This window comes from Litoribacillus peritrichatus (assembly GCF_039537985.1).
Classification (GTDB): Bacteria; Pseudomonadota; Gammaproteobacteria; order Pseudomonadales; family Litoribrevibacteraceae; genus Litoribacillus; species Litoribacillus peritrichatus.
In genome coordinates, this window is sequence record NZ_BAABBN010000007.1 from 911147 (window position 1) to 935212 (window position 24066).

At 46.4% G+C, this 24066-nt stretch carries 22 protein-coding genes; 20 read left to right on the top strand and 2 right to left on the bottom strand.

Translation table 11 applies throughout. From position 1 onward, the window contains the following. Nucleotides 1-132 precede the first annotated feature (132 nt). Nucleotides 133-1674: a 2,3-bisphosphoglycerate-independent phosphoglycerate mutase gene (gpmI, locus tag ABD744_RS13815; RefSeq protein ID WP_344799104.1), complete on the bottom strand. Its 1542-nt coding sequence runs from the start codon at nt 1672-1674 to the stop codon at nt 133-135. Nucleotides 1675-1908: 234 nt separating this feature from the next. Between gpmI and ABD744_RS13820 the strand changes: the two genes are divergently transcribed. From ABD744_RS13820 to secB, 3 genes are all read left to right on the top strand, one after another. Further along, nucleotides 1909-2322 carry a rhodanese-like domain-containing protein gene (locus ABD744_RS13820; protein WP_344799105.1) on the top strand — a complete coding sequence of 138 codons (414 nt, stop codon included), beginning with the start codon at nt 1909-1911 and terminating at the stop codon, nt 2320-2322. A 49-nt stretch (nt 2323-2371) separates the two neighbouring features. Next, nucleotides 2372-2635: a glutaredoxin 3 gene (grxC, locus tag ABD744_RS13825; RefSeq protein ID WP_344799106.1), complete on the top strand. Its 264-nt coding sequence runs from the start codon at nt 2372-2374 to the stop codon at nt 2633-2635. A 177-nt stretch (nt 2636-2812) separates the two neighbouring features. Further along, nucleotides 2813-3307: a protein-export chaperone SecB gene (secB, locus tag ABD744_RS13830; RefSeq protein ID WP_344799107.1), complete on the top strand. Its 495-nt coding sequence runs from the start codon at nt 2813-2815 to the stop codon at nt 3305-3307. 30 nt (nt 3308-3337) lie between these two features. Here secB and ABD744_RS13835 read toward each other — a convergent pair whose 3' ends face one another. Beyond that, the gene (locus tag ABD744_RS13835; RefSeq protein ID WP_344799108.1) at nt 3338-5257 is read right to left on the bottom strand and encodes a PglL family O-oligosaccharyltransferase; all 1920 of its coding nucleotides are present in this window, start codon (nt 5255-5257) and stop codon (nt 3338-3340) included. Between the two features lie 112 nt (nt 5258-5369). Between ABD744_RS13835 and ABD744_RS13840 the strand changes: the two genes are divergently transcribed. The 17 genes from ABD744_RS13840 (at nt 5370) to ABD744_RS13920 (ending at nt 24038) form a co-directional block, all read left to right on the top strand. Next, entirely contained in the window at nt 5370-5834 is a 465-nt protein-coding gene (locus ABD744_RS13840) for a tRNA (cytidine(34)-2'-O)-methyltransferase (protein WP_344799109.1), read from the top strand. A gap of 238 nt (nt 5835-6072) precedes the next feature. Continuing rightward, nucleotides 6073-7026 (top strand): hypothetical protein, encoded by a 954-nt coding sequence (locus ABD744_RS13845; protein WP_344799110.1) that lies wholly within the window; start codon nt 6073-6075, stop codon nt 7024-7026. Then, nucleotides 7016-7636, top strand: a complete 621-nt coding sequence (locus ABD744_RS13850; protein ID WP_344799111.1) for a hypothetical protein — start codon at nt 7016-7018, stop codon at nt 7634-7636. The genes ABD744_RS13845 and ABD744_RS13850 overlap by 11 nt, the downstream gene beginning before the upstream one ends. Next, nucleotides 7626-8276 carry a type 4a pilus biogenesis protein PilO gene (gene pilO, locus ABD744_RS13855; protein ID WP_344799112.1) on the top strand — a complete coding sequence of 217 codons (651 nt, stop codon included), beginning with the start codon at nt 7626-7628 and terminating at the stop codon, nt 8274-8276. The genes ABD744_RS13850 and pilO overlap by 11 nt, the downstream gene beginning before the upstream one ends. Continuing rightward, complete coding sequence (locus ABD744_RS13860) at nt 8263-8637, top strand: hypothetical protein (RefSeq protein WP_344799113.1); 375 nt, start codon at nt 8263-8265, stop codon at nt 8635-8637. The genes pilO and ABD744_RS13860 overlap by 14 nt, the downstream gene beginning before the upstream one ends. 5 nt (nt 8638-8642) lie before the next feature. Beyond that, nucleotides 8643-10289: a pilus (MSHA type) biogenesis protein MshL gene (gene mshL, locus ABD744_RS13865; RefSeq protein ID WP_344799115.1), complete on the top strand. Its 1647-nt coding sequence runs from the start codon at nt 8643-8645 to the stop codon at nt 10287-10289. Between the two features lie 96 nt (nt 10290-10385). Then, nucleotides 10386-11261, top strand: a complete 876-nt coding sequence (locus ABD744_RS13870; RefSeq protein ID WP_344799116.1) for an ExeA family protein — start codon at nt 10386-10388, stop codon at nt 11259-11261. Continuing rightward, nucleotides 11258-12604, top strand: coding sequence for a tetratricopeptide repeat protein (locus tag ABD744_RS13875; RefSeq protein WP_344799117.1), 1347 nt, complete (start codon nt 11258-11260; stop codon nt 12602-12604). The genes ABD744_RS13870 and ABD744_RS13875 overlap by 4 nt, the downstream gene beginning before the upstream one ends. A gap of 1 nt (nt 12605) precedes the next feature. Beyond that, nucleotides 12606-14462: a GspE/PulE family protein gene (locus tag ABD744_RS13880; RefSeq protein WP_344799118.1), complete on the top strand. Its 1857-nt coding sequence runs from the start codon at nt 12606-12608 to the stop codon at nt 14460-14462. After that, nucleotides 14462-15685, top strand: a complete 1224-nt coding sequence (locus ABD744_RS13885) for a type II secretion system F family protein (protein ID WP_344799119.1) — start codon at nt 14462-14464, stop codon at nt 15683-15685. Before ABD744_RS13880 ends, ABD744_RS13885 begins: the two co-directional genes overlap by 1 nt. Before the next feature lie 196 nt (nt 15686-15881). Then, nucleotides 15882-16397 carry a prepilin-type N-terminal cleavage/methylation domain-containing protein gene (locus ABD744_RS13890; protein ID WP_344799120.1) on the top strand — a complete coding sequence of 172 codons (516 nt, stop codon included), beginning with the start codon at nt 15882-15884 and terminating at the stop codon, nt 16395-16397. Nucleotides 16398-16548: 151 nt separating this feature from the next. Next, entirely contained in the window at nt 16549-16998 is a 450-nt protein-coding gene (locus ABD744_RS13895; RefSeq protein WP_344799121.1) for a pilin, read from the top strand. Between the two features lie 14 nt (nt 16999-17012). Next, nucleotides 17013-17483 carry a pilus assembly FimT family protein gene (locus ABD744_RS13900; protein ID WP_344799122.1) on the top strand — a complete coding sequence of 157 codons (471 nt, stop codon included), beginning with the start codon at nt 17013-17015 and terminating at the stop codon, nt 17481-17483. Then, complete coding sequence (locus ABD744_RS13905) at nt 17480-17962, top strand: prepilin-type N-terminal cleavage/methylation domain-containing protein (protein ID WP_344799123.1); 483 nt, start codon at nt 17480-17482, stop codon at nt 17960-17962. Before ABD744_RS13900 ends, ABD744_RS13905 begins: the two co-directional genes overlap by 4 nt. Nucleotides 17963-17972: 10 nt before the next feature. Continuing rightward, on the top strand, nt 17973-18902 hold the full coding sequence (locus tag ABD744_RS13910; RefSeq protein WP_344799124.1) for a prepilin-type N-terminal cleavage/methylation domain-containing protein: 930 nt from the start codon (nt 17973-17975) through the stop codon (nt 18900-18902). Beyond that, the gene (locus tag ABD744_RS13915) at nt 18899-19351 is read left to right on the top strand and encodes a hypothetical protein (protein ID WP_344799125.1); all 453 of its coding nucleotides are present in this window, start codon (nt 18899-18901) and stop codon (nt 19349-19351) included. Before ABD744_RS13910 ends, ABD744_RS13915 begins: the two co-directional genes overlap by 4 nt. 76 nt (nt 19352-19427) lie before the next feature. Continuing rightward, nucleotides 19428-24038 carry a DUF6701 domain-containing protein gene (locus ABD744_RS13920; RefSeq protein ID WP_344799126.1) on the top strand — a complete coding sequence of 1537 codons (4611 nt, stop codon included), beginning with the start codon at nt 19428-19430 and terminating at the stop codon, nt 24036-24038. Nucleotides 24039-24066: the final 28 nt, after the last annotated feature.

The following is a 24066-nucleotide window of genomic DNA, read 5'->3' on the forward strand; positions in this document are numbered from 1 at the left end:
GTGTAAAACGAAGGGGAGAATGCCTTCGAAGAACTCTGATGATCCCATCAGTGGTCGTCTTCGAAGGTTTCTGTTGCGAACAAACAGGGTTGGATGAACGCAGCAACTCAATGGCTTATTTTTGACAGTGATTTATTTCTGAACCAGAGATTTTCCCGTCATTTCAGCCGGCGGTTGTTGACCCATCAAAGATAACAGGCTTGGTGCGATGTCACACAGAGCGCCGTCGTCTTTTAGCGTGAGCTCGGCGTTATTGCCTACATACACCAAAGGCACCGGGCCGGTGGTATGTTGGGTGTGCGCCTGACCGCTTTCGTAATCCTGCATTTGTTCGCAGTTGCCGTGGTCGGCTGTGATTAAGCAATGGCCGTTGACTTCGAGAATGGCGTTGGTCACGCGCTCAATGCACACGTCTAAGGCTTCAACTGCTTTGACGGCGGCGTCGTATTTGCCTGTGTGGCCGACCATATCGCCGTTAGCATAGTTACAAATGACCAGGTCGTATTTGCCGCTCTTAATGGCTTCCACCAGTTTGTCGGTAACTTCCGGTGCGTTCATTTCAGGTTGAAGGTCGTAGGTTGCAACGTCAGGGGATTGAACCAGAATTCGGGTCTCGCCTTCAAACTCGGCTTCCTGGCCGCCAGAGAAGAAGAAGGTCACATGAGCGTATTTTTCTGTTTCTGCAATTCGCAGCTGAGTCATGCCTTGTGCTGAAACAAATTCTCCCAATGAATTTTTCAATTCGGCAGGTGGGTAAGCACAGCTTGTTTTGATGTCTGCCGCGAATTCCGTCAGCATGACAAAGTCTGCCAGTTTTGGACGCACTGCACGTTCAAAACCGGAGAAGTCATCTTCGATGAAGGCGCGGGTCAATTCGCGTGCCCGGTCGGCACGGAAATTCATGAAGATAACCGAGTCGCCATCCTGAATGGTGGCTGCCGTTTGTTCGCCGGAGGCACATACGGTGGTTTTTACAAATTCGTCGTTTTCGTCTCGCTTATAGGCCGCAGCCAGGCCTGCCACGCCGTTGTCGCTTTGGAACTCGCCTTTGCCCTCAGTCAGCAACTTATAGGCCGCTTCTACTCGATCCCAGCGGTTATCACGATCCATCGCGTAATAGCGACCCACCAGAGAGGCCACCCGGCCTTTGCCTGTTTCAGCAAGGAGCTTGTCCATGGCTTGAATGGAAGGTTCGGCACTGCGCGGTGGCATGTCGCGACCATCTAGGAAGGCATGAACATAAATTTCCTTGGCGCCGCGCTGGTCTGCTAATTCGACCATGGCTTTAAGTTGATCTTCGTGGCTGTGGATACCCCCAGGGGATAATAAGCCAAGAATATGAACTACCCCGTTGTGCTTGTTGGCTGTATCCACGGCATTGCAAAGCGCGGTGTTGTCAAAAAACGTTTTGGTTTCGATGGCTTTGGTAATCAGGGTAAAGTTTTGGTAAACAATACGGCCTGCGCCCAGGTTCATGTGACCAACTTCGGAGTTCCCCATTTGCCCTTCTGGCAAACCTACCGCCATGCCGGATGTATTAATTAACGTGTTTGGTTGTTCTTTGATTAAGCGATCCCAAACAGGGGTTTTTGCGTTAAGAATGGCGTTGTTGTCTTCTTCGACACGATGGCCAAAACCATCAAGGATAATAAGAGCGGTGGTTTGCTTTGTCATGCTGCCTCGGAACAGGGTTGTTGTTTGCATGTTTTTGAGGTGGCAAATTTTACTCAAAATCGGCTGAGAAGTCATCCTGAGACAGGGGATTGGTTGTTTTGGCGTGGCTGACATCCGATATAAGGCATGGATTTATTGATACAAGTTATCAGTCGGTGCGAACAAGCGTTTTAAATTACCGCCGGGAAACTGTATTATTACGCGCCATACGTTACCCACAAATGAGAAAATTGAATGGAACAGGTACTCGAATTTGCTACAAACAACATTGCTTTGGTAAGTGTTTGGTTTGTGTTGTTGGCTTTATTTATTTTGTCTGAAACACGTAAAGGCGGTAAAACGCTGTCTACTCAGCAGACGGTAATGAAGATGAATAAAGAAGGTGCAGTGATTTTAGACATTCGTGATAAGGCGGATTTCAAGAAAGGTCACATCCTGAATGCCATTAATATTCCTTTTGCTTCTTTGGCGAATAAGCTGGGAGAAATCGAACCTCATAAGGCCAAGCCAATCATCGTTGTCTGTAAAATGGGGCAAACGTCCAACGCGGCCGGAGCGATTTTGCGCAAAAACGGTTTTGAGGATGTTTCTCGCCTGTCTGGTGGTATGGCAGAGTGGACAAGCCTGAATCTGCCGGTTGAGTCTTAATCTTGATCGAACTGTTAACTTGTCTTTGATTTATAAAGTAGAGGTTTAGATGTCAGAAGTTGTTGTGTATAGCAGTAATTATTGCCCGTATTGCACCAGAGCTAAGCATTTGCTGGCGTCTAAATCGGTTGAGTTCAAAGAGCTTATCGTGGATGGTGACCCGGAACTGCGTCGTGAAATGATGGTAAAAAGCCAACAGCGGACGGTGCCTCAGATCTGGATTGGAGAGCAACACATCGGCGGCTGTGATGACCTCTACGCGTTAGAGCGCAGCGACAAACTGGACGAGCTTTTGTCTTCGGTGGTTTCTTAAATACTTCTTTTATAAAAAGCCGTTAATCCATTGGGACTGCGCATTGTTTTTTCAATGGTTGTTTTTGGATTATTCGTTGTGTAGTGTTAAGGCACTTTCGATTGCTGCACGATTTTAAGTTTGGTTATTTATACATCGGTGCAGAGTAAAAAAATAAAGATACAGGTACTGTAAGTTATGGCTGAAGAAAACCAAGGTGCAGCAGAAGGCGCACAAGAACAACAAGGTGCAGGTTTTGCACTGCAACGTATTTTCCTGAAAGACCTTTCTTTTGAGTCTCCAAGAGCTCCACAGGTTTTTCAGAGTCAATGGAAACCACAAGTTCACATGGACTTGAATACAGGCAATACCAAAGTTGGTGAGGACTTGTACGAAGTGGTACTAACCATCACATTGACAGCAAAGCAGGACGATGAAGTTGCTTTGTTGGTTGAAATTAAGCAAGCGGGTATTTTTGCGATTCAAGGGTTAGAAGGCCCTCGTCTGGCGCATGCATTGGGTGCGTTCTGCCCGAATATCTTGTTCCCTTATGCGCGTGAAACCATTGACAGTGTTGTAATGAAGGGCAGCTTACCGCCGTTCATGTTGGCGCCTGTGAATTTTGATGCCATCTTTGCTGATGCCATGAAGCGTAAGCAGCAAGAAGCGGCAGAGGCAGAAGCTACACACTAAAATGTGTTGATCTGTTTCCAAGAGCAGCTCCTAGGGGCTGCTTTTTTGTGCCTGGTGATTCTTGATTCTTATCCAGACGGACTCCGTATTTGCTAATGCTTCATGTACTTTAGGGTTTTTCGGGTACAAAAAGGCAGCGGTTTTCAGTACTTCTAATGCTTGTTCCTGCTGGCCAATGGCCCAATAGGCGTTCGCCAAATTAAAGTAAATATTTACCCTTGGGGTGTGTAATAAAAATCCTTCGGCCCAGCTTATGTAGGGTTTTATTTGTGCCGGATCTTTGGCTTTTAACCCGTGGATAAGTCGGAAAGTCATCACGTCAAAAAAGAACCGCTTCCAAATGCCGGATGGATGAACGACTTCACTCAGATAGCGAAAGTCTGTTTTTTTATTGGCATGAAACTGAGTGACTTTGTGGATGGCCTGGAGGTTGAGCACCATCACTGGTATCGCAATGAAAGGTGTGACCCAGGCAAAACACCGAACAAAGAAATCAAACTTTAATGCCGACGATTTGGTTTGTTGCGTGGACCAAATCAACCATGCGGTGAGAAGACAAAATACCAGCCAGTGCCCAATGGATTGATAGAAGGGGTATTCGGTATTGGCGTGGATTGATAATGGCAGAATTAACGCGAGCACCATTAATCCACGAGGGGCTCCGAGCTGTTTGATGGCTCGAAAGATCAGCCACAGCATTAATGCAATTAATAATGCCGCAGGAATAGTCCCACCTTCGACCGCCCATAACAGTAATTCGTTGTGCGGGTGATCCAGGTTAGGAACGATGGCGTGTTGGTAGTCTCCCTGAGCGTGCTTTTTTGCATAGTAATGAAGGAAATTGTATTCGAAGTTGCCGTAGCCCCAGCCTGTCAAAGGCTTGTCGGAAATCATATCAAAGGCTTGGGTGTAAATATTTTCTCTGTTGTGTGTGGTTTGAATGGACTCCAGGCTGCGTCCGCTCTCTGAAGATAAGAGCAATGTGCTGGTCGCACCTGCAATACCTATTATGAGGCTGCCAAACCACAGGCATACGGTTTTCCGGAAATGGGTGTCGGCTGTTTTGTTTTTGAATGTTTGATATATGAACGGCAGCGTGAACACAATGACCATAAGTGTGGAAAGTACGCCAGTTCGGGAGCCGAGTAAAAGAATGGCAAACCCGCAGAAAAAAGGAATGATCGTGTGAAGCGTTAGTTGCCCGAATGAATAGGTTCTTTTTGATTTTTGTTCGTTGGTTGTTGTTTTTGTTGTTGTTTTTGTTGATGAACCGTTCAGTGTCAGAAACAGTGAACAGGCTAATCCGGTCGCAATAAAACTGGCACTGACGTTGGGTTGTTGGAACGTTCCGAAAGGACGCCCGTATTCGGGTTTATAAACCCCGAGTGAGGCTATCTCAGGCAAAAACTGCTGAACCAGGCAAAGTATTGCTTCTAACAGGCCTGCGTAAGCAATGATGGTTAAGAGGCGGTGCCAGCTGTCCTGGCTTCTAAAACACTGAAAGGCAATTAAAGTAATCAGTAACCCGGTAAAAATTCCTAAAATTCGGGTGCTGGCGAGGGCAGTCGATTGAGGTGTGATCAACGATACCTGGAATAATACCGGGACGCAGATGGCAATCATGATGACTGAAATTAATCGCAGGATGTTATCGGAGTGCCAGACCTTGACGTCAGAAATGTGTTTTAAACCGAGGCCGATGATGAGGCTGATGAAGATCCAGCCAAAGGCATTATAAGGCATCTCCAGACCCGTGCCGCCGGTATTGCTGAAATTGAAATGAACACCAATCAGCAGAAACGCTGCAATGGCCAACAGAGTCAGTTTGCTGTCGTTGGCAGTTAAGCCTGCGCTACTGTCTGTCTGCGCATGAAGAGTATCAACAGACTTGTTCGATGCCGGTGAATGTTTGGTCGATGACTGTTCCGTTGGTGCTGCAGGTTCTTCCATGGGGCCGGGTTCCTAGGCTGAAAGGTCTCAGACTATAAATTATATTGAGAAATAACGTATTATTCAGGTTTCTTTATTATAATGCTCACTTTATCCACTAGTTGTTTTTTCTATGTTTCATATCGCATTATTTGAACCTCGCATTGCCCCTAATACGGGAAATATCATCCGTTTGGCCGCCAATAATGGTTGTTCCCTGCATCTTATCGAACCTCTGGGCTTCGACCTTGAACAAAAAAACCTACGCCGCGCCGGGCTGGATTATCACGATCTTACCAATGTTACCCGTCATGCTAATTATCAGGCATTTGCAGAACACGTAGCAGGTCGGCGCATCATCGCCTGTACCACTAAAGGCACGCGGGATCACACTTCGATCGAATATCAGGAGGGCGATGTGTTGTTGTTTGGTTCAGAAACCAGTGGTCTGGACCCGGACATCATGGACACTATTCCGCCGGAAATGCGAATTAGAATTCCGATGCAGGAGAATAATCGAAGTTTAAACCTTTCTAACTCGGTCGCGATTATCAGCTATGAAGCGTGGCGACAAAGTGGATTTAAAGGCGCTTTGTAAGATCGGCGGTTAAGGCTGGTTGTTAGATGTGTGGTTGTCAGAAGGGAGGTTGGGCTCTGGAATAAATGGGAGGATACGATAGTTCTCAGGTTTGCCTGCTTTTGACCGATAGTTTAGTGAAAATACAGTTTTTCAATAAAATTTAACGATTTAGGCGTAGATCTTACTAATAAGGTTTAGATTTGTTGCTAAACTTACCTGAATAATTCTAAATTTATTTTCTACCCAAGGTTTTTTGATGGTGCAATGGCCACGGCTCAAAAAGAAGAAAATCAACAGCGTTCTAAACGGTATTTCAATTGATGCGGCAGGTGTGTCGTGGGTTTTAATGGACACACTCAGTGGTCTGCATGTTAAAGACGCCCAGTTTCAGGCGTGTTCAGATGGAAACTGGTCAGAAGCGTTGGAGGTATTGGTTGAGTCCACTCGTATGCGTGGCGATGTTTATATTTCGTTGTCTGAAGAAAAATACAACCTGTTGTTAATCGACGCACCGGATGTGCCTGATAATGAACTGTCGGACGCCATTCGTTGGCGTGTCAAAGACCTTATCTCCCAGCCCATTGACTCAGTAGTGATGGATTTCTTTGTTTTGCCCGAAGATGCGTATCGTGGCCGAATGAAGATGATTTACGTTGCGGTGGTGGATAAATCGCTGGTTCAGAGCATTGTTTCGGTGTGCGATGAGCATGACTTAAACATTGAAAACATTTCTATACACGAAGTTTCGTTGAGTAATTTGCTGTTTGCTTCCGGTATGACCGAAGGGGAAGGAACGGGGTTGGTTTCGTTAGGGGCGACTTCCGGTCAAATGAGGTTGGTTGAATCCGGTAATTTATATTTGGCTCGTAACATTGATTCGGGGGTGGATCGTTTAACCGGGTGGAATGAAGAAGAACTGACCGATTATGACTTAGCCCAGTGTGATCAGGTGATGTTTGATATTAAGCGTTCGCTTGATTATTACGAGAGTCAACTGGGTAAAGGTGCCGTCAATAACGTGATTTTAATGCCTGCGGATGTGAATCTACTCCGGTTATCCAGTGTTTTAAATGAAAAAATGCCTGTAAATGTTCAGCCTTGGTTATGGCCGTCCGCTGAGAATATCACTTATGAGGCCGCTTGCCAGGATGTCATGAATCAGTGTACTGCTGCGATAGGTGCGGTTGCGGGAGGCTGGCTTGAGAATTAATCAGAGGATTAACTTTTACAGCGATGATTTCAAACCGCCGGTTATCGTTCTCTCTGCGCTGCAAATGGCACAGTATACGGTTGCGATGCTGGTGCTCTTGTTAATTATTTCTGGTGTTATCTATTACCCGATTATTTCTGCGGATGCTAAATTAGAATCACTGAATCAGACGTTGGCGGCCAAGAAAAATGAACTGGCGGAAGCTAAGCGAAAGTACCCTAAGATATTGAAAAATCAGACTTTGGCTGAACAGCTCAATAGTTTGAGAATGGAGAATGCGAATAAACTGAAGTTGTTGGATTATTTGCAATCGGATTCGCTGAAAGAAGCTCAAAATTTTTCCAAAGTGCTGAATGACTTATCTGATTTTGATCACCAAAACGTTTGGCTGACACGGGTGGATCTTTTGAATGAGGGGCGTTCCATTCGTTTGTCTGGACTGGTTTCAAAAGCGGATGTGTTACCGGGTTACATTGACGGTCTGAAAAAAGCCGACTCATTTAATGGCCGGGCATTTAATATTTTTGATTTGGAAAGTGATGCGGAAAACTCATCCTACCTCCATTTTGTGTTGAGCACGGAACGTGCGAGGGGAAAAGATGAAGGATAAATGGCAAGTTCTTTCCCTAAAGCTGAATGAACTCAGTGTCAGAGAGCGAGGTATTGTCTTTGCGACTGTCCTGATCGTGCTTTATATGTTGTTCCAGCTGTTGGCTTTTGACCCGTTAATTGCTGAACGCAAACGATTGGCCAAGCTGGAAGCCGATATTAAAGCTCAAACGTTAAAGATAAACGCAGACATCGCACAGATCATAGCAGAATCAAAGTTCGACCCGAATAAGAAAACACGGGAGCAGATTGAGCAACAGCGGGCACGATCAAGTGAATACCAGCAACAAATTAAAAGTATTACGGACAAGCTAATAGAACCTGAGCAAATGTCGGACGTTTTGGCCTCTCTTTTGAACAAAGAGTCGGGTTTGAAACTAACATCGGTGAAAACACAGTCCGCAGTACCGATTAAAATCGGCAGTGAGGCCGGGGCCGATTTGTACCAGCATACGATTAAACTCAAGCTGACGGGCAAATACGATCAGGTCCAGCGTTATTTAAGCCGGGTGGAAGCCTTGCCGGAGAAAGTGTTCTGGCAAAATCTGGTGTATCAAATGAAGGATTATCCCGTAGGACAGTTAAGTCTGGAAGTATATACCTTAAGCACAAGTGAGGACTTAATTGGTGTTTATCAATAATCAATCGGTTTCGGGTGGTGTAATGCCGCTCAAAGCTATTTTTATGGGGTCGTGTGTCCTGGTGGGCAGTGTCCTGGCGAGCAGTGCCCTGGCAGACCCGATGAAACCACCAGGGTTTGGTCAGGTGTCAGCCACTAAAACGTATTCAGCGCACAGCTATCGGTTAACGCAGGTATTAACTTCCGAGCAAAGAAACCGTGCAGTCATTAATGAGCAAGTGGTTGCGGTCGGAGACTTTGTGTCGGGGGCCAAAGTTGTTCGTATTGATCAAGATAAAGTCACTCTGAACGTGGCAGGCAAAAGAAAAGTTTTGGTTCTGAATCAGGCCAAGGGCTTTACAATCAAAAGAGAGACTGAGTAACTGACATGAATCATATTAAGTTCACACATCGACTGAGTTTATTGGCCGTGCTGTTTGTGGCTGGTTGTCAGACGACTCAAACTCAGCCGACAGCAAACCTTGAACTATCTTCAGCTAAGACGGGCTTGTCTGCGGAGAGTGATGCCGCTGTCAGTTCTTCAAACAATAAGTCAAAATTTCCGGCTGCCTTGCCTCAGGCATTATCGGATTTGATGTTACCGCCATTGACGCCGACATCAATGGATGCCATTCGGTTCGATGTGGTTGCCAGTGATACGCCGGCCAAACAGTTTTTTATGAGTTTGGTGGATGGCACAGATAAAAATATGGTGGTGCACCCGGACGTAACCGGTGACATTTCAATTCGTCTTAAAAATGTGACTTTGGAAGAAACGCTGAGAGCCGTTCGGGATATTTACAGTTTCGACTTTTTGCCAAAAGCCTACGGTTATCAAATCGTACCAAGAGAAATTCAAACCAAGGTTTTTCCGATCAATTATCCGAATCTGGTTCGTATTGGCCAATCTTCAACGTTAATCAGCAGTGGTCAGGTTTCATTTTCCAGCAGTTCTGAAAGTTCATCGACGTCATCCACGGAATCCAGCTCCGCTGAAACCATGCAAAGTGCCAAGGTGCAGACCAATACCCAAGTGGACTTCTGGCAGAATTTATTACGCAGCGTCACCATGATGGTGGGCGAAGGCAGTGGCAGTAAAGTGATTACCGACCCTCATACCGGGTTGCTGATTGTCAGAGCCTACCCAACCGAGCTTCGTAATATTGAGCAAATGCTGGAACGTGCGGAGTTGAACCTTAAGAAGCAAGTGATTATTGAAGCCAAGCTGTTGGAAGTCAGTTTATCCGATGGTTACCAGGCGGGTATTCAGTGGGACACGTTTGGTAATGGCTTTGGCTCGGACATCACCGATACGTCCAATGAAATTGTGGTGGGTTTTGACCAGGGTAACCTACAAACCTTGGTGGATTCGACCATCGAAGGGGTGTTTCAGTTTGGTCTGAATTTTACCGATTTCAACGCGATTATCAGCCTGATTGAGTCACAGGGCGATGTCAGTGTGTTATCCAGCCCGCGCATCGCCACAGTGAATAACCAGAAAGCGGTGATCAAAGTGGGGACGGACGAGTTTTTTGTCACTGACGTTTCGAGCACCACCACCAGTACTTCGTCTTCCACCAGTGATACGCCGGACATCACTTTGACGCCATTCTTTTCGGGCATCGCGTTGGACGTGACACCGCATATTGGCGAAGATTCGGAAGTGATTCTGCATGTGCATCCGGCCATTTCTAAAGTGGAAGATCAAAGTAAAACCATTACCTTGGGTGATACGGGTGACCTGGTTCTGCCATTGGCGTTTTCTACCATTCGTGAAACGGACAGTATCGTTCGGGCCAAAAGTGGTCAGGTGATTGTGATTGGCGGTTTGATGGAAGAACGCAGCTCCCAGCTGGATGCCGGGGTTCCGTTATTGAAAGACATTCCGGGCATTGGTCGTCTGTTTACCCAGGAAAGAGATGTAACGGAAAAGATTGAGCTGGTGATTTTGTTAAAGCCGCAAATTGTAGAAGACCGCGATTGGGAAAAAGAAATGCAGAGCGTGCGTCAACGATTCCCCGACTTTTTCAAATAACAAATGCAGTTAGTTTAAAGAGTCAGCGAAGCGATGAAATTTAACATGAATGTCTTGAGTCAAGGTGATTAGGTGGCAAAGCATCCCAGGGAAATAATGGACCAAATGTGTACGCATTTTGGGTTCTCCAAGTTGCCATTCACGTTGGCGCCCAATACCCAGTTTTTTGTAAATTTAAAAACCCATAAAGAGTGTTTCAACACCTTGGTGTTTGCCTTAGGCACAGGCGAAGGGTTTGTAAAGGTGACGGGGGAAGTGGGCACCGGAAAAACGGTTCTCTGTCGTAAATTGTTGAATCAATTAGGCAGCTCAGAGTTTATTACGGCTTATATTCCGAACCCGATGATGCCACCGGAAGTGTTAAGACGCTCTCTGGCCCGTGAATTAAAAATCGCAGAAGCGGAGGCGTTGGATCATTACCAGCTTATTGAGAAAATTAGTGATCGCCTGATCGAGATAGCCAAAACCAATAAAAAAACCGTGCTTGTCATTGATGAAGCGCAAGCCTTACCTGAAGACACCCTGGAAGAAGTTCGCTTGTTGAGTAATCTGGAAACGGAGCAACAAAAGCTGATTCAAATCGTTTTATTTGGGCAGCCGGAACTGGATACCCTATTACTCAAAGACAGGTTTCGTCAGCTGAGACAGCGGCTGGCGTTTGCGTCTAATCTGGATACCCTGAACTTTGACGAGCTGGATCAATATATTACTCAGCGAGTGCATGTGGCGGGTTATAACGGTGGTAAGTTATTTGATTATGGGGCACTGAAGGTTCTTAACAAGGGTACTGGCGGTACACCCAGGTTGATCAATGTCATTGCTCAGAAATCACTTTTGGTGGCTTACAGTCAAGGTGAAAAAGTGGTGAACAAATACCACGTCAAGAAGGCGTTGGAGGATTCGGAAAGCGTCTTTAAATCGAAAAAACAAGGCTTCTTTAAGCGTTTATTCAGCAAGGCCAAAGTTGCATGAGCTTGATCAACGATGTGCTGCAGGACTTGGATAAACAACCGAACTCGAATGATCAGAGTATTTTGGGCGTTTTGCAAAGTGCTGAACCCAAGGTTAAGCGGTCTGGCGTTAATAAAGCATTAATACTTCTGCTTGTGCTGTTGGCAGCGATCACGTTGGCGGCTTCTTACTTTGTCTATCAAGATTTGTACGGTCATCAAGCTTCTTCAATCACTTTGTCTCAATCAGAATTGGCATCCACTCAAGCCGAGGTAGCTCAAAGTAAAGAGACACAGCCAACCCTTCAGCATGAAGAGAATAAAAAAGCCAAAGCCGTGGTCTTGGGAAAATCTGAACCTTCAGCTTCCAGCAAGGCATCGGTTGGCTCGATGTCTACGGGCGCTAAGTCTCAGAGCAATGCTTCCGAAGCGGATATTACTCAAGTTGATCAAACTCAAAAGGTTGTTCAACAAACTTCAAAGGATAAGGGTACGGCTGAGCAAGCCGGAATTACCCATTCTAATATTGAGCGCGCTATTTCGCGAGAAAAGGCAATTCAGCGAGAAGAAGTCGCTCATCAAAAAGAACCAGCCCAGCAAAAAGCAACAGTTCATCAAAAGGATACAGCTCCACAGGGCGTGACTGCCACCAATGCGCCGGAGGTGTCTGACACAAGTACTCAAGTGGCTAACGCTCAATCTGCTAAAACTCGATCTGTTAATACTCGATCTGTTAATACTGAAACAGCTGAAAAAGCAACTTTGAACGCTCCGAAGAAGATTGATTCAGCGGTAAATACTTCTTTAACCCATGACCATGGTGGAGCCTCTGCAAAGGTAGAAGCGGGTAAAGTCTCCAGGTTTAAATCTGAAACGGTCAGACAATACGAAGCGGCTTTAACGGCTTTTCAGTCGGAAGACTTTCAACGCAGTGAAGCTCTGGTTGATGGCTTGTTGGTGTCCGGTTTTGATCCAAAATATGCGGCCTTGAAAGCCCGAATATTACTGCAGCGTTCGCCCGAGGCGCTGGTGCAGTACATTGATCAGGAAAAACTGGACATTGCTGCCTCGGATGAACTGCTGGCCATTTGTGCGAATGCGTTTCAACGAAGTGGTGATCATGTCCGGTCGGTGAAGTCTTACGATTTGTTGGTGCAGCGACAGCCCACTGAAGGTCGTTGGTGGTTGGCGATGGCGTATTCGCTGGAAGCGGTACAGTTAAAAGAAAAAGCGCATAAGGCTTATCAATTGGCCCTTCAGGCGGGTAGCTTGCCGGCCAACGCACGGGGCTACGCGGTGGTTCAGGCCAATCGGTTGGATAAAGAGTTGGCTGAGCTGGCGAAAAAGGCAAAGGAACAAGAGTGATATGGCGCAACCAAGAGTAAGAATTGGTGATTTGCTGGTCAATCAGGGGCTGATTAAAGAGAAGCAACTGATGACTGCGCTTGAAGAGCAGAAGCGCAGCGGCAAGAAAATTGGTAAAGCTCTGATTGATCTGGGGTTTGTGACAGAGCAACAGATGCTTGAAGCCATGGCGGGTCACTTTAATTACCCGTACGTGGACTTGGTTCGTTTCCAGCTGAAAAATGATTTGATTATACAACTGCCTGAAACTCAGGCTCGGCGCTTCCGAGCTATTTTGTTGGCCGACCAGCCGGATGGTTATCTGGTCGGGATGCTCGACCCTTTGGATTTGATGGCCATTGATGAATTGCAACGTCACTTGAAGCGGCCTGTGCATCCGGCGTTTGTGAAAGAAAAAGAACTGAATGATGCGCTGGATCGGGCGTATCGCAGAACCGGTGAAATTGCCTCGCTGGCGACCGAACTTGAGGATGAGTTGGGCTCGTCAACCGATTTCGATTTGAATGAATTGGCGACAACGGGTGAATCTTCCGAAGCGCCTGTGGTTCGTATGCTTCAAAGTATTTTTGAAGATGCGGTTCAGGTTCGGGCATCGGATATTCATATTGAACCGGACGAGGGTGTGTTGCGTGTTCGTTTGCGAATCGATGGTGAGCTGCAAGAGCAAGTCATGAAAGAGAAGCGCATTGCCAGTGCCTTGGTGTCTCGTTTGAAGATTATGTCCGGGTTAGACATTTCAGAAAAGCGTTTACCCCAAGACGGTCGCTTTAATATCCGGGTTATGAACAAAAGTATTGATGTGCGTCTTTCTACCTTGCCTACGCCCTACGGTGAAAGCGTGGTGATGCGTTTGCTGGATCAGTCGCAAGGCACTTTATCGATGGATAAGCTGGGTATGCCGGATGATATTCGCCTGCGAATCGAGACTTTGATTCAGCGCCCTCATGGCATGATTCTGGTGACCGGCCCCACCGGTAGTGGTAAGACGACCACCTTGTATTCTGCACTGACGCTGTTAAACAAGCCGGAAAAGAAAATCATCACCGCAGAAGACCCGATTGAATATCGGCTGCCTCGAATTACTCAGGTTCAGGTTAATACTAAGGTGGGGCTGACATTTTCCTCCGTACTGCGAACGGCATTGCGTCAAGACCCGGACATCATTCTGGTGGGCGAAATGCGAGATCAGGAAACCGCAGAAATCGGCTTGCGTGCGGCCATGACAGGGCATCTGGTGTTATCCACATTACACACCAATGATTCAATTTCGACGGCAATGCGTTTAATAGATATGGGGTGTGACGCCTATTTAGTGGCGTCTTCCTTACGTGCCATCGTTGCTCAACGATTGATTCGAAAAATTTGTGAATATTGTGCTGAGCCAGACCAATTGTCCATTCAGGAAAAGGCCTGGGTCAAAAATATCAGCCCAGCCAGTTTGGACGCGCCGTTTATTAAAGGGCGGGGTTGTCACCAGTGTAATAACACCGGCTATTCCGGACGTATTGGTGTCTATGAATTGCTGGAAATGGACGAGGCGATGCTGGATGCACTTCGTCGCAATAATGCCTCTGAATTTGCTAAAGCGGCCAATGCCAATCCGTATTATGTATCGCTGACTGAGTGTGCCATGTCTTATGCCAGAGCGGGTGTGACATCGGTGCATGAAGTTTTCCGTATCAGTGCTTCTTTGGATGAGCGTGTTGCTTTTACTCCGCCACCTCCACCGGCTGAGCCTGATAACACGCCAAGCACTAGACAAGCTGTTCCGGAAGAGGGATCTAAGGTAAAACCAACAGCGGATACCTCGGGCGAGATTTCAATGGATCTGGACTTACCGGATTTTGGTGATCTTTAATGGCAACGTTCAGCTATGTAGGGCGAAACGCTCAGGGAGGAAAAGTTGAAGGGACGTTGGAAGCCGCCAACTCCGATGCGGCGGCAGGCGTTCTGCAGTCGAAACAGCTGATACCTGTTCGCATTGTTGAGGTTGAAGCGCAGGTTTCTAATGACATTGATTTAAAGAAATTTTTGCCAAAGCCGAAAGTTACGCTCGACGATTTAAGTATGTTTTGTCGTCAAATGCATGCGTTAAGTCGTTCGGGTATGCCCATCGTCAGTGCCATTAACGGCTTGGCAGAAACTTCAAAAAATGAACGTTTGGCGGAAGTGTTACGCAGCATTTCAAGTGAACTGGTGACAGGGATGGCTTTGGCGACCGCCATGCAACGCCATAAAGATGTCTTTTCTCATATTTTCATCAGTATGGTGCATGTGGGAGAAAGCACCGGGCGGCTGGATGATGCCTTTAAAAAGCTGGTGGATCACGTTGAACTGGAGAGAAAAACCCGAAGCCGGGTGAAACAGGCAATGCGTTACCCGTTAACCGTGGTTTTAGCGATCACTGCGGCGATGTTTATTATTAATTTGTTTGTGATTCCCCAGTTTTCGAAAGTGTTTACTAAGCTGGGTGCCGACTTACCGGTACCGACTCAGATTTTGATCGCCACTTCGGCATTTACAGTGGATTATTGGTGGTTGATTTTGGGGGCACTGGTGATTGCCTTTGTGGGTTTTCGTTATTACATCAAAACCGACGACGGTGAGCTTTGGTGGGATCGGGTGAAACTGAAGCTGCCCTTGATGGGGAAGATTTTTGAAAAAGTGGCTTTGAGCCGTTTCGCCCGGTCGTTTGCGATGATGTCGGAGTCCGGCGTGCCGATTTTACAGGGGCTGAACATCATTAAATCCAGCATTGGCAATCGCTATATCAGCAATGCCATTGATGGCATGCGAATCGGCATTGAACGGGGTGACTCGCTGGCCAGAACCTCAGCCGCCAGTGGTATGTTTACGCCGTTAATTCTTCAGATGATCGCCGTGGGTGAAGAAACCGGCTCGGTTGATAAACTTCTTCACGATGTGGCCGATTTCTATGAAGAAGAAGTAGATTACGACCTGAATACTTTGTCTCAGGCGGTGGAGCCGATTTTATTGGTGTTCATGGGCATTATGGTGGTCGTGTTGGCGCTGGGTGTTTTCTTGCCAATGTGGGAACTGAGTTCTGCGATGAAACGGTAAATTCACAGCAAGATAGCCGTTAATCAAGAATTATGAATGGATTGTCTGAAAAGTGTTAGAAGTTTGTTTTGTTCTATAATTGAAACATTGTATTTGTAGGATATTAGCTATACTTTGGTATATCTATTATTAATAATGGTTTCTAACCTTTTGATGATAAACGCTTTTGTTAACTTAAGTTGCGGAATGTAACAGAATGATAAATCAAAAAGGTTTTACGCTGATTGAGTTCGTTGTGGTAATTGCTATTATCGCCATTCTGGCGGCTGTGGCGCTTCCCCGAATGATGGACGCACAAGATAACGCCCATGAGTCCTCAGTGGCTGGCGTTGGCGGTGCACTTGCTTCTTCGGTTATTTTGGTGCGATCTCAGTGGGTGGCGAACGGGTTCAGTGGTGCCGTGGATGAAGTCATTGGTTATGGCAATGACGATGTGGCGACCAGCAGTGATGGTTGGCCTACTGATGCAGGCCAGGGGACGGGATCGAATAACTCCGACGTGATGGACAGTGCCGAGCGCTGTAAACGTGTCTGGGATGCCCTGTTAGTGGACAATGCACCATCGGCCGATAATGACTTACTGAACGACCCGGATTATCAGGTGGATACGATCAGTGGCAATTGTCGCTTTACGTATCGCCGAACCGACGACGGTTTTAACATCGAATACAATGCCCGCAATGGCGCGGTTATTACGGACTTGGATGATTAGGTCGCTGAATAAGTGCCGCTGAACGAATGCCTTAGTAGAAAAGCGGTTGAGACAGAACACAAGAATCTATTTCACGGCCAGGATGCTGTGAAGCTATTTGGATAAACTTAAAACGGATAATACGAAAGATTTTCTCAGAGGAACGTTAAATATGAAAAAACAACAAGCTGGCTTTACGTTAATTGAATTGGTCATGGTGATTGTGATCTTGGGTATCTTGTCTGCGTTTGCGCTGCCAAGGTTTGCGGATTTGGGCGGTGATGCTAACGAGGCGGTTCGTGATGCTGGCGTAGGAGCAACAAGATCCGCAGCTTCTATTGTGCATTCTTCATGGTTAGCGGGTGGCAGCTCTGGTGCATCAGTAACTTTGGAAGGAACTACAGTTGCTGTAAATGGTTTTGGCTATCCAACAAATACTGCAGCGGGTATTGGAGCCGCCGCTAGTTTAGCTGATGATTATACTGTTTCTGCATCTGCGGCTACCTCAATTACCTATCATCCTTCAAGCGCAGCCAATACTTGTACCTTTACGTATACTCTGGGCGCATCCGGTGGTGTTACTGTAGCGACTTCCGGTACTGCTGCAGATAACGGTTGCTAATTAAGTAATCCATAATGCCAAAAAAGAGTAAAGGCTTTACTTTAATTGAATTGGTGATGGTGATTATTATCCTGGGGGTGCTTGCTGCAACGGCTATCCCCAGGTTTGCAGATCAAAGCGCTTATGATGAGCGCTTTTTTTATGAAAATGTGATGGCGGGTCTACGTCATGCGCACAAGCTGGCAATGAGTTCCGGTTGTCGTGTTCAGTTTCAACGCTCTGGAACTGGTTTTGAATTACTGCAAGATGATAACTGCTTTAACGCAGTGGCACCTGCCTATGGCACGAAGGTTTTGCGCCCAGGTGGAGACACGGAATACGTGGTGGATGGCAGTACCGGAGACTGGGATTCAGACATCAACCCTTTGATTTTTACGGCCGCAGGTCAGGTGATGAATTCAGGGGGCGCGGTTCAAGCCTCAACAACGCTGACGGTCGGTGACAGAACTATCATCATTGACGGCCATACGGGGTACATTCGATGAGTTCTCGAACCTTGTACTCAAGCCAATTTGGCATGACTCTGGTGGAAATGGTGATTGCCATTGCAATCGCAGGTATTGCCATTGCCGGGTTAACTTCTTCGTTCAGCTCCATTGTTGGCCGTACGGCCGACCCCATGATTTTGACGCAGGCGCAGATTTCAGCTGAATCTTTAATGGAAGAAATTCTTTTAAAGCCCTTTGCAGACCCAAATACCGGACTGGTTTGTACAACGAATGAGGCGGCACGTGCAGATAAAAATGACGTGTGTGATTACCAAGGATATACAAGCTCAGGCATTACCGACCAAAACGATAATCCTGTAGTCGGGCTGGAAAACTATGATGTGTCTGTCACTGTGGTTAGCTCCGCGTTTGGTTCAGCGCCGGTTGTTCCTGCGTCTGCAAGTTTATTGGTGACGGTGACCGTTACCAATCCGTTGGGCAGTGACGTTGTGCTTTCAGCATACCGTACTCAATAGAGAGGTGGTGATGAATAACGCTTCTCAGATCCAGAACTCTTATAGAAACAATAAACCATCCCAGCAAGGTTTCACCCTGATTGAATTGATTATCGTGATTACCATTGCGGGTATAGTGGCGGTGTTAGCTGCGACCATCATGGGCAATCAAATGCAGGCCTTTGTGGATTTAACCCGACGGGCAGAGCTTGTGGATAATGCCGAAACGGCGGTTCGGCAAATCACTCGCGATGTTCGCCATGCGTTACCGAATAGTGTGCGAATCACCACCAACAGCGGTAATCAGTTTTTAGAGTTTGTTCCTATCATTGGCGCAGGTCGATATCGGACAGCAGTAGGGTCTGGTGCAGGGGAAACAGACATACTGGACTTTTCGACGTCGGATTCTACCTTTCAGTTATTAGGTGCGTCTTCCGCTTACCCTACCTTTGATAGTAGTTCACGGATGGTGGTGTATAACATCGGCCAGAAAACGGCATCGGGTGACCCGGTAGACGGAGCGAATGTCTACGGTAATTTTGTCAGTGCTTCGGGCGGTGTCCCTGTGCTTAATAGTCATGTGATTACTGATGCGGGAATGTCGAGAACGGACGATATTGTGACGATCACCGGTGGCCATCAGTTTGCGTTTGAGTCACCACAAAAGCGGTTTTATGTGGTGGAAGACGCGACATCCTATATTTGTGATATCTCGAATCAAGAAATTTTAAAGCACGATGGCTATAGCTTTGGGGCAACTCAGGGCGATGATATCAATAGCCCGCCTTTATCCTTGGCTGCTCAGAAATCCACTTTGGTTGAGAATGTCTCGGCCTGCTCTTTTACTTATGATGCCGGGAATGCGCAGCGCTCCGGCTTGGTAACGTTACGAATTACACTGGAAGATGCCGGTGAACGTGTGACCTTGGTTCACCAGATTCATGTGGATAACGCGCCATGAGGAATACAGCACCCAAACTGGCGCTATCCGGGCAATCCGGCTTTGCTTTGCCTGCGGTTATTTTTCTTATTGTCATTGTCGCGTTAATCATTGCCGCACTTGAACGTATCAGTAACAATCAAACGGCCATATCCACTATGGGTTTGCAAAGTTCTCGTGCTTACATGGCGGCTTATTCCGGGGTGGAGTGGGCGGCTTATCAAGTTCAAATCATAACCTTGCCTACAGATCCTTCTTGTCCTCCTTTAGGAAAAATAACTGGATTGGATTTATACGGTTTTGAGGTGTCGGTATCTTCGTGCACAGAAACTAATTTTGTTGAAGGATCAACTAATATTTCTTCGTTTGAAGTAACTGTTTTAGCGACGTATGGTGGTACAGGCCAATATGGTAAAAGCCCGGACTTTGCCTCGCGAGAACTGACGGTGTCTATGGTAGTGGAAAACTAGCCTGGTGCTTCGCCAGCAGGGGATAAATTGTCGTTAGTCTAAACTCATAAAATCGGAATTATCATAAGGAGTGAGCATGAGCAGGGGTTATGCCTTTATAAAATTATTCACGGGCGTGATCTGGGCTTGTTTCAGTTCGGTATTGTGGGCTGCCAGTTGTATTGATGTTTTTCCTGATTCGGACACGTCAAATACTACTGAACAGTTAAATGTTCCCAGTTGGTCTTCTTCAACGCACCTGACCAAAACGAATGGCAGCGATGATTTTGCGCCTGGCGATCATTTCTTTGCATCAGGGCAGTTGAGTGGTAATTATGACTTAAACAGTACGGGTGTGTCCGCACGGCTGTATTTTACATCCTTAACCGTTTCTGGTTCAGTTCAAATCAATGCGGGGGGGAACCCGGAAGATTTGATCATCGTGGTTGATGGGCCAATTACCATTTCTGGGTCACCAACTGTCAATGCAATTATGTATTCGACAAACACGATATCAGTAAATGGAGGCTTTACGTTTAATGGCTCTGCAACATCCGAGGGGAGTCTGAATTTAAACAGTGGTGCTTCTGTTAGCTACGATAGCGATTACATTACCAATGCAGATTTCGGCACGTTATGTTCAAACATTAATCCGGTAGCGTACTGGTCGTTTAATAATATTGTGGATCAAACGGTGCCCGATGACTCAGGAAATGGTCACGACGGTACACTCGGTAATAACTCTTCTTCGAATAATGACGAACCGCTCTCTCAATGTGGTGCGTACCTTGAATATGACGGCTCTGATGATTTCGTGAATGTGCCTGATCACAATGATTTGGATATTTCTGAAGAGCTGACGGTTGCCGTTTGGATTCGGCCGGAAAAAATTCCTTCATCCGGACTCATGACCATCGTATCCAAAGATGAAAATTTTGAGTTTCATGTGAATTCATCGGGCCAGATAAACTGGTGGTGGAACAACAGTTCAGGCTCAACGAGAGAGTTTAATTCTACGGGAACGGTACCTGTGGATGAGTGGACGCACGTTGCGATCGTTTATTCAAAGAGTGCCGGTAATCAGACCATTTACCTTAATGGCGTTGCCAGCGGTAGCCGAAGCTTCAGCGAAGACCTGAGAAACAACTCAGATCCTCTTCAGATCGGCAACGATCAGTTTTTCAGTGGTCGATACTTTCAGGGCGATCTGGATGAAGTGTATGTTTATGATCAGGCACTTACCCAAGCCGAAGTTCAAGACTTAATGCTGGTGGAGCCGGATTTCTGTGGAACCGATGATGCTTTAGCGTATTACATCTTTGATAATGAAACATGGAATGGGACGGTAGGGGAGGTATCCGATGGGAGTGGCAACGGTGCAGATGCGACCGCAGTTAATGGCACTTTGAATCTGGAAGCTACTCCGGCGATTGATGGTACACCTGGTACTTGTCAATACGGAGGGTTTGATGGTCAGAATGATTACTTAGTGACGGAAGATTCAGCTTCTGAACTTCAATTGGGCGGAGATTATTCAACCGCAGTTTGGGTGCAAGGCTCTGCGGTGGTGGATCAGAACCAATGGGCTGGTATTTATACGCGCACGAACGCCTCTGGGTCCGCGAATCACTGGAATCTTCAGCGGCAGGACAATAATGATGTCCTGGTTGTTTATCATAATAACGCCAGTTGGAATACCGGAATCAGTTTAACGCAGGTAAGTAATGGTTGGCACCATGTGGGCATTACTTATTCCGGAACAACGATCACCTCATATCTGGATGGTGTTCAAGTCAGCTCTTCTACATTTTCTACGGCGACAGTCACAGGGACTGGCCATTTGAATATTGGGGCCGACAGAACGCAAAGTGCTAATTTTGTTTGGAATGGACTCATTGATGAGTTGTTCATTTTTGATCAAGCCATCAGCGCTGAAGACATGGCGGCACTTTATAACCAAACGCGCCCTTGTACGTTTACAGGCTCGTGCACTTCTTCTGATTATCAGGACACCTTCTCTACCGCAAGCTACAACAACTCAGACGGCAGCTCTGATTGGTCTGCAAACAGCTGGGTCGAAATTAATGATGATGACTCCCCTAGTGGCGGGCGAATCCGAATTACAGGTGGCGAACTGGAAATTCGTGGAGGAGGTGGTTCGCAACGACAAATCTATCGTTCAGCGGATATAAGAAATAACGTGAATGCTCAGCTTCAATTTGATATACGGGACTCCAATGCAGAAAGCAATGATGAACTGAGTGTTCATATTTATAACGGCTCCAGTTGGACGCTATTAGAAACATTTGATGGCAACGTGGCCGACTCCACCAAAACATATGATATTACTGCATACGTAAGTACAGACACCCGGGTTCGTTTTACTGAAGATTCAAATAATGGCAATGATCGTTTTTATATCGATAATTTAAGTATCACAGGGGATTGTCTTGCCGGTATTGATCATCTTGAGATCAGTGCTGCTTCTGACGGAAGTACTTGTAATCCACTTGCTGTAACGATACGAGCCTGTGAAGACAGTGCAGTTCCTTGTACTACGCTGGTGGATGATTATGAAGAATCAGTCGACTTGACCATTTCCACGAACCGGGGCGATTGGTCAATTAATGATGGTCAGGGTATTTTGACCGACCCTTCTTCAGATGACGGCGCGGCAACTTATCAGTTTCATACCGATGATAATGGTGATGCAATACTGGATCTGAGTTATATCTACGCCGATCAAATCAAAATAACCGCTTCGGATGCGACCAACAGTTTATCGGTTGTATCACCAACGATTACCTTTTCTGACAATGCTTTTGTATTGAACTGGGATGATACCGGGTCGAGTGATACCGTGGCGATTGCTGGTCGAGATCATGGGTTAACCGCGACTTATGTACGAAGAGACCCCATTTCGGGAGACTGCGGAACCGTTGCTTCTTACGATGGCCCGCAAACGGTGTCTGTAAGTCATACGCATTCTGGTGCCTATTCGCCAGTTCCTTCTGCGCCCGGCTTGACCGATGTGGTGGGAGGTAATTCGGTAACTTCGCCAGATACTGGCTTTTCTGTGGAATTTGATCAGGGTGTTGCTGATCTAGCACTTACTACGTCCGATGTTGGCCAGTACACAATTTCATTGTCTGATTCGAGTGGTTTTGTGAAAGATGATGCTGGGAACCCGATTACTATTACAGGCTCTTCTGCTCAGGTAACTGTAAGGCCGTTTGCTTTTGCAGTGGATGTTGGTGATGACTGTTCTGTTTCGTCACCATACCCAGGTGATAGGCATTCAGGTACTAATACAAGTGTATCAACTGGGCCGTCAAGTACGCCGGGTTTTATATCTGCTGGTGTTGACTTAAATTTATCTCTTAAAGCTGTAGCTTATAGCGCAGGGCAAGATGCTAATAGTGATGGGATACCTGATGACTTTAGTGTACTGCATGATAATGTATGTTTACCTTCTTTTGGTCATGAAGTCTCTCCTATAGCTGTTTCTTTATCTATTAGTGACTCTTTACCGGATACTTCTTCAGGTGGAGTTCAAGGGAGCCTTTCTACAACGTCTGTCACAGGTTTTTCAGGTGGGCTGAAGTCTCAAGCTATCAATTATGATGAAGTAGGCATCATCGATTTGGATGCCTCTTTAACTAACTATTTGGGTGTAAGTGGGGCTAATGCATCTGGACAACTCTATGACTTGGGGCGCTTTTATCCAAGTTATTTCAATGTAACGCATTCACCTTCTCCTGTCTTGGACGATGCCACAGGCTGGATGTGCAACTTTACTTATCAAAGTCAAAACTTCCAGTTTGAAAATGATCTTGTTCTTACGTTGACGGCTTATGAAGCAGGGGGGGATGTTGTTCAAAACTACGGTGGCGAAGGTACAGGTGAAGATTATTTTAAACTGACAGGGCTCGATCCTCAGGACGTCAATAATTTAAGTGTGTCTGATAATGTGACGGGAGTGAACCCTACACTGGCTTTTGATCAAAGTGTATCTACTGCCGTAATTACGGAAGCGGGTGATTATGATGGAGATGCGGTCATAACGTTCAGTGGATTTTTGTTTTCTTATTTAAGGGGGGCTAATAAGGCGAGTGGTGCAGGGGATATCCCTTTCAATGCAGACTTAGATTGGATTTTGGATAAGGGCGAACTGACAGACTCTGATGGTGCGTGTTTGAGCACACAGCTAGATCCCGCGACTTGCCTGGATTACACCATTGCTAATATCACAGGCACTCAAATTCGCTATGGCCGGGCCACGGTTAGCAATAACAATGGTTCGGAATTGTTGAATCTTGAGTTGCCTGTACAGATTGAAGAGTGGATGGAAACAGCCGCTTCAAGTGGGCAGTACTCGTTTCAGGTGAATGATGAAGATAATTGTTCCGGTACTTGGGTTGCTGGTGATGTGACTTTATCTAATTATCAGGGTGATTTGAGTGAATTACCTGCGCCAGGGGAAACAACTGTAAGTTTAGGTTCTTTTAACGATGGTGAAGGTGTGATTATTTTATCTCCACCTGGAGCAGGGAATGACGGCAGTGTGAATGTCACTTTGGATGTTGAAGACTGGTTAAAATACGATTTCTATGGTCGAGGTAATGAAAATCCAACCGGCACAGGTACCTTTGGCATATTCCCTGGTCGGAAACCCATATTCTATTTGCGGGAAAGCTATCAAAACTAATTATCCATTAGTTGAATGAGCGCTGATG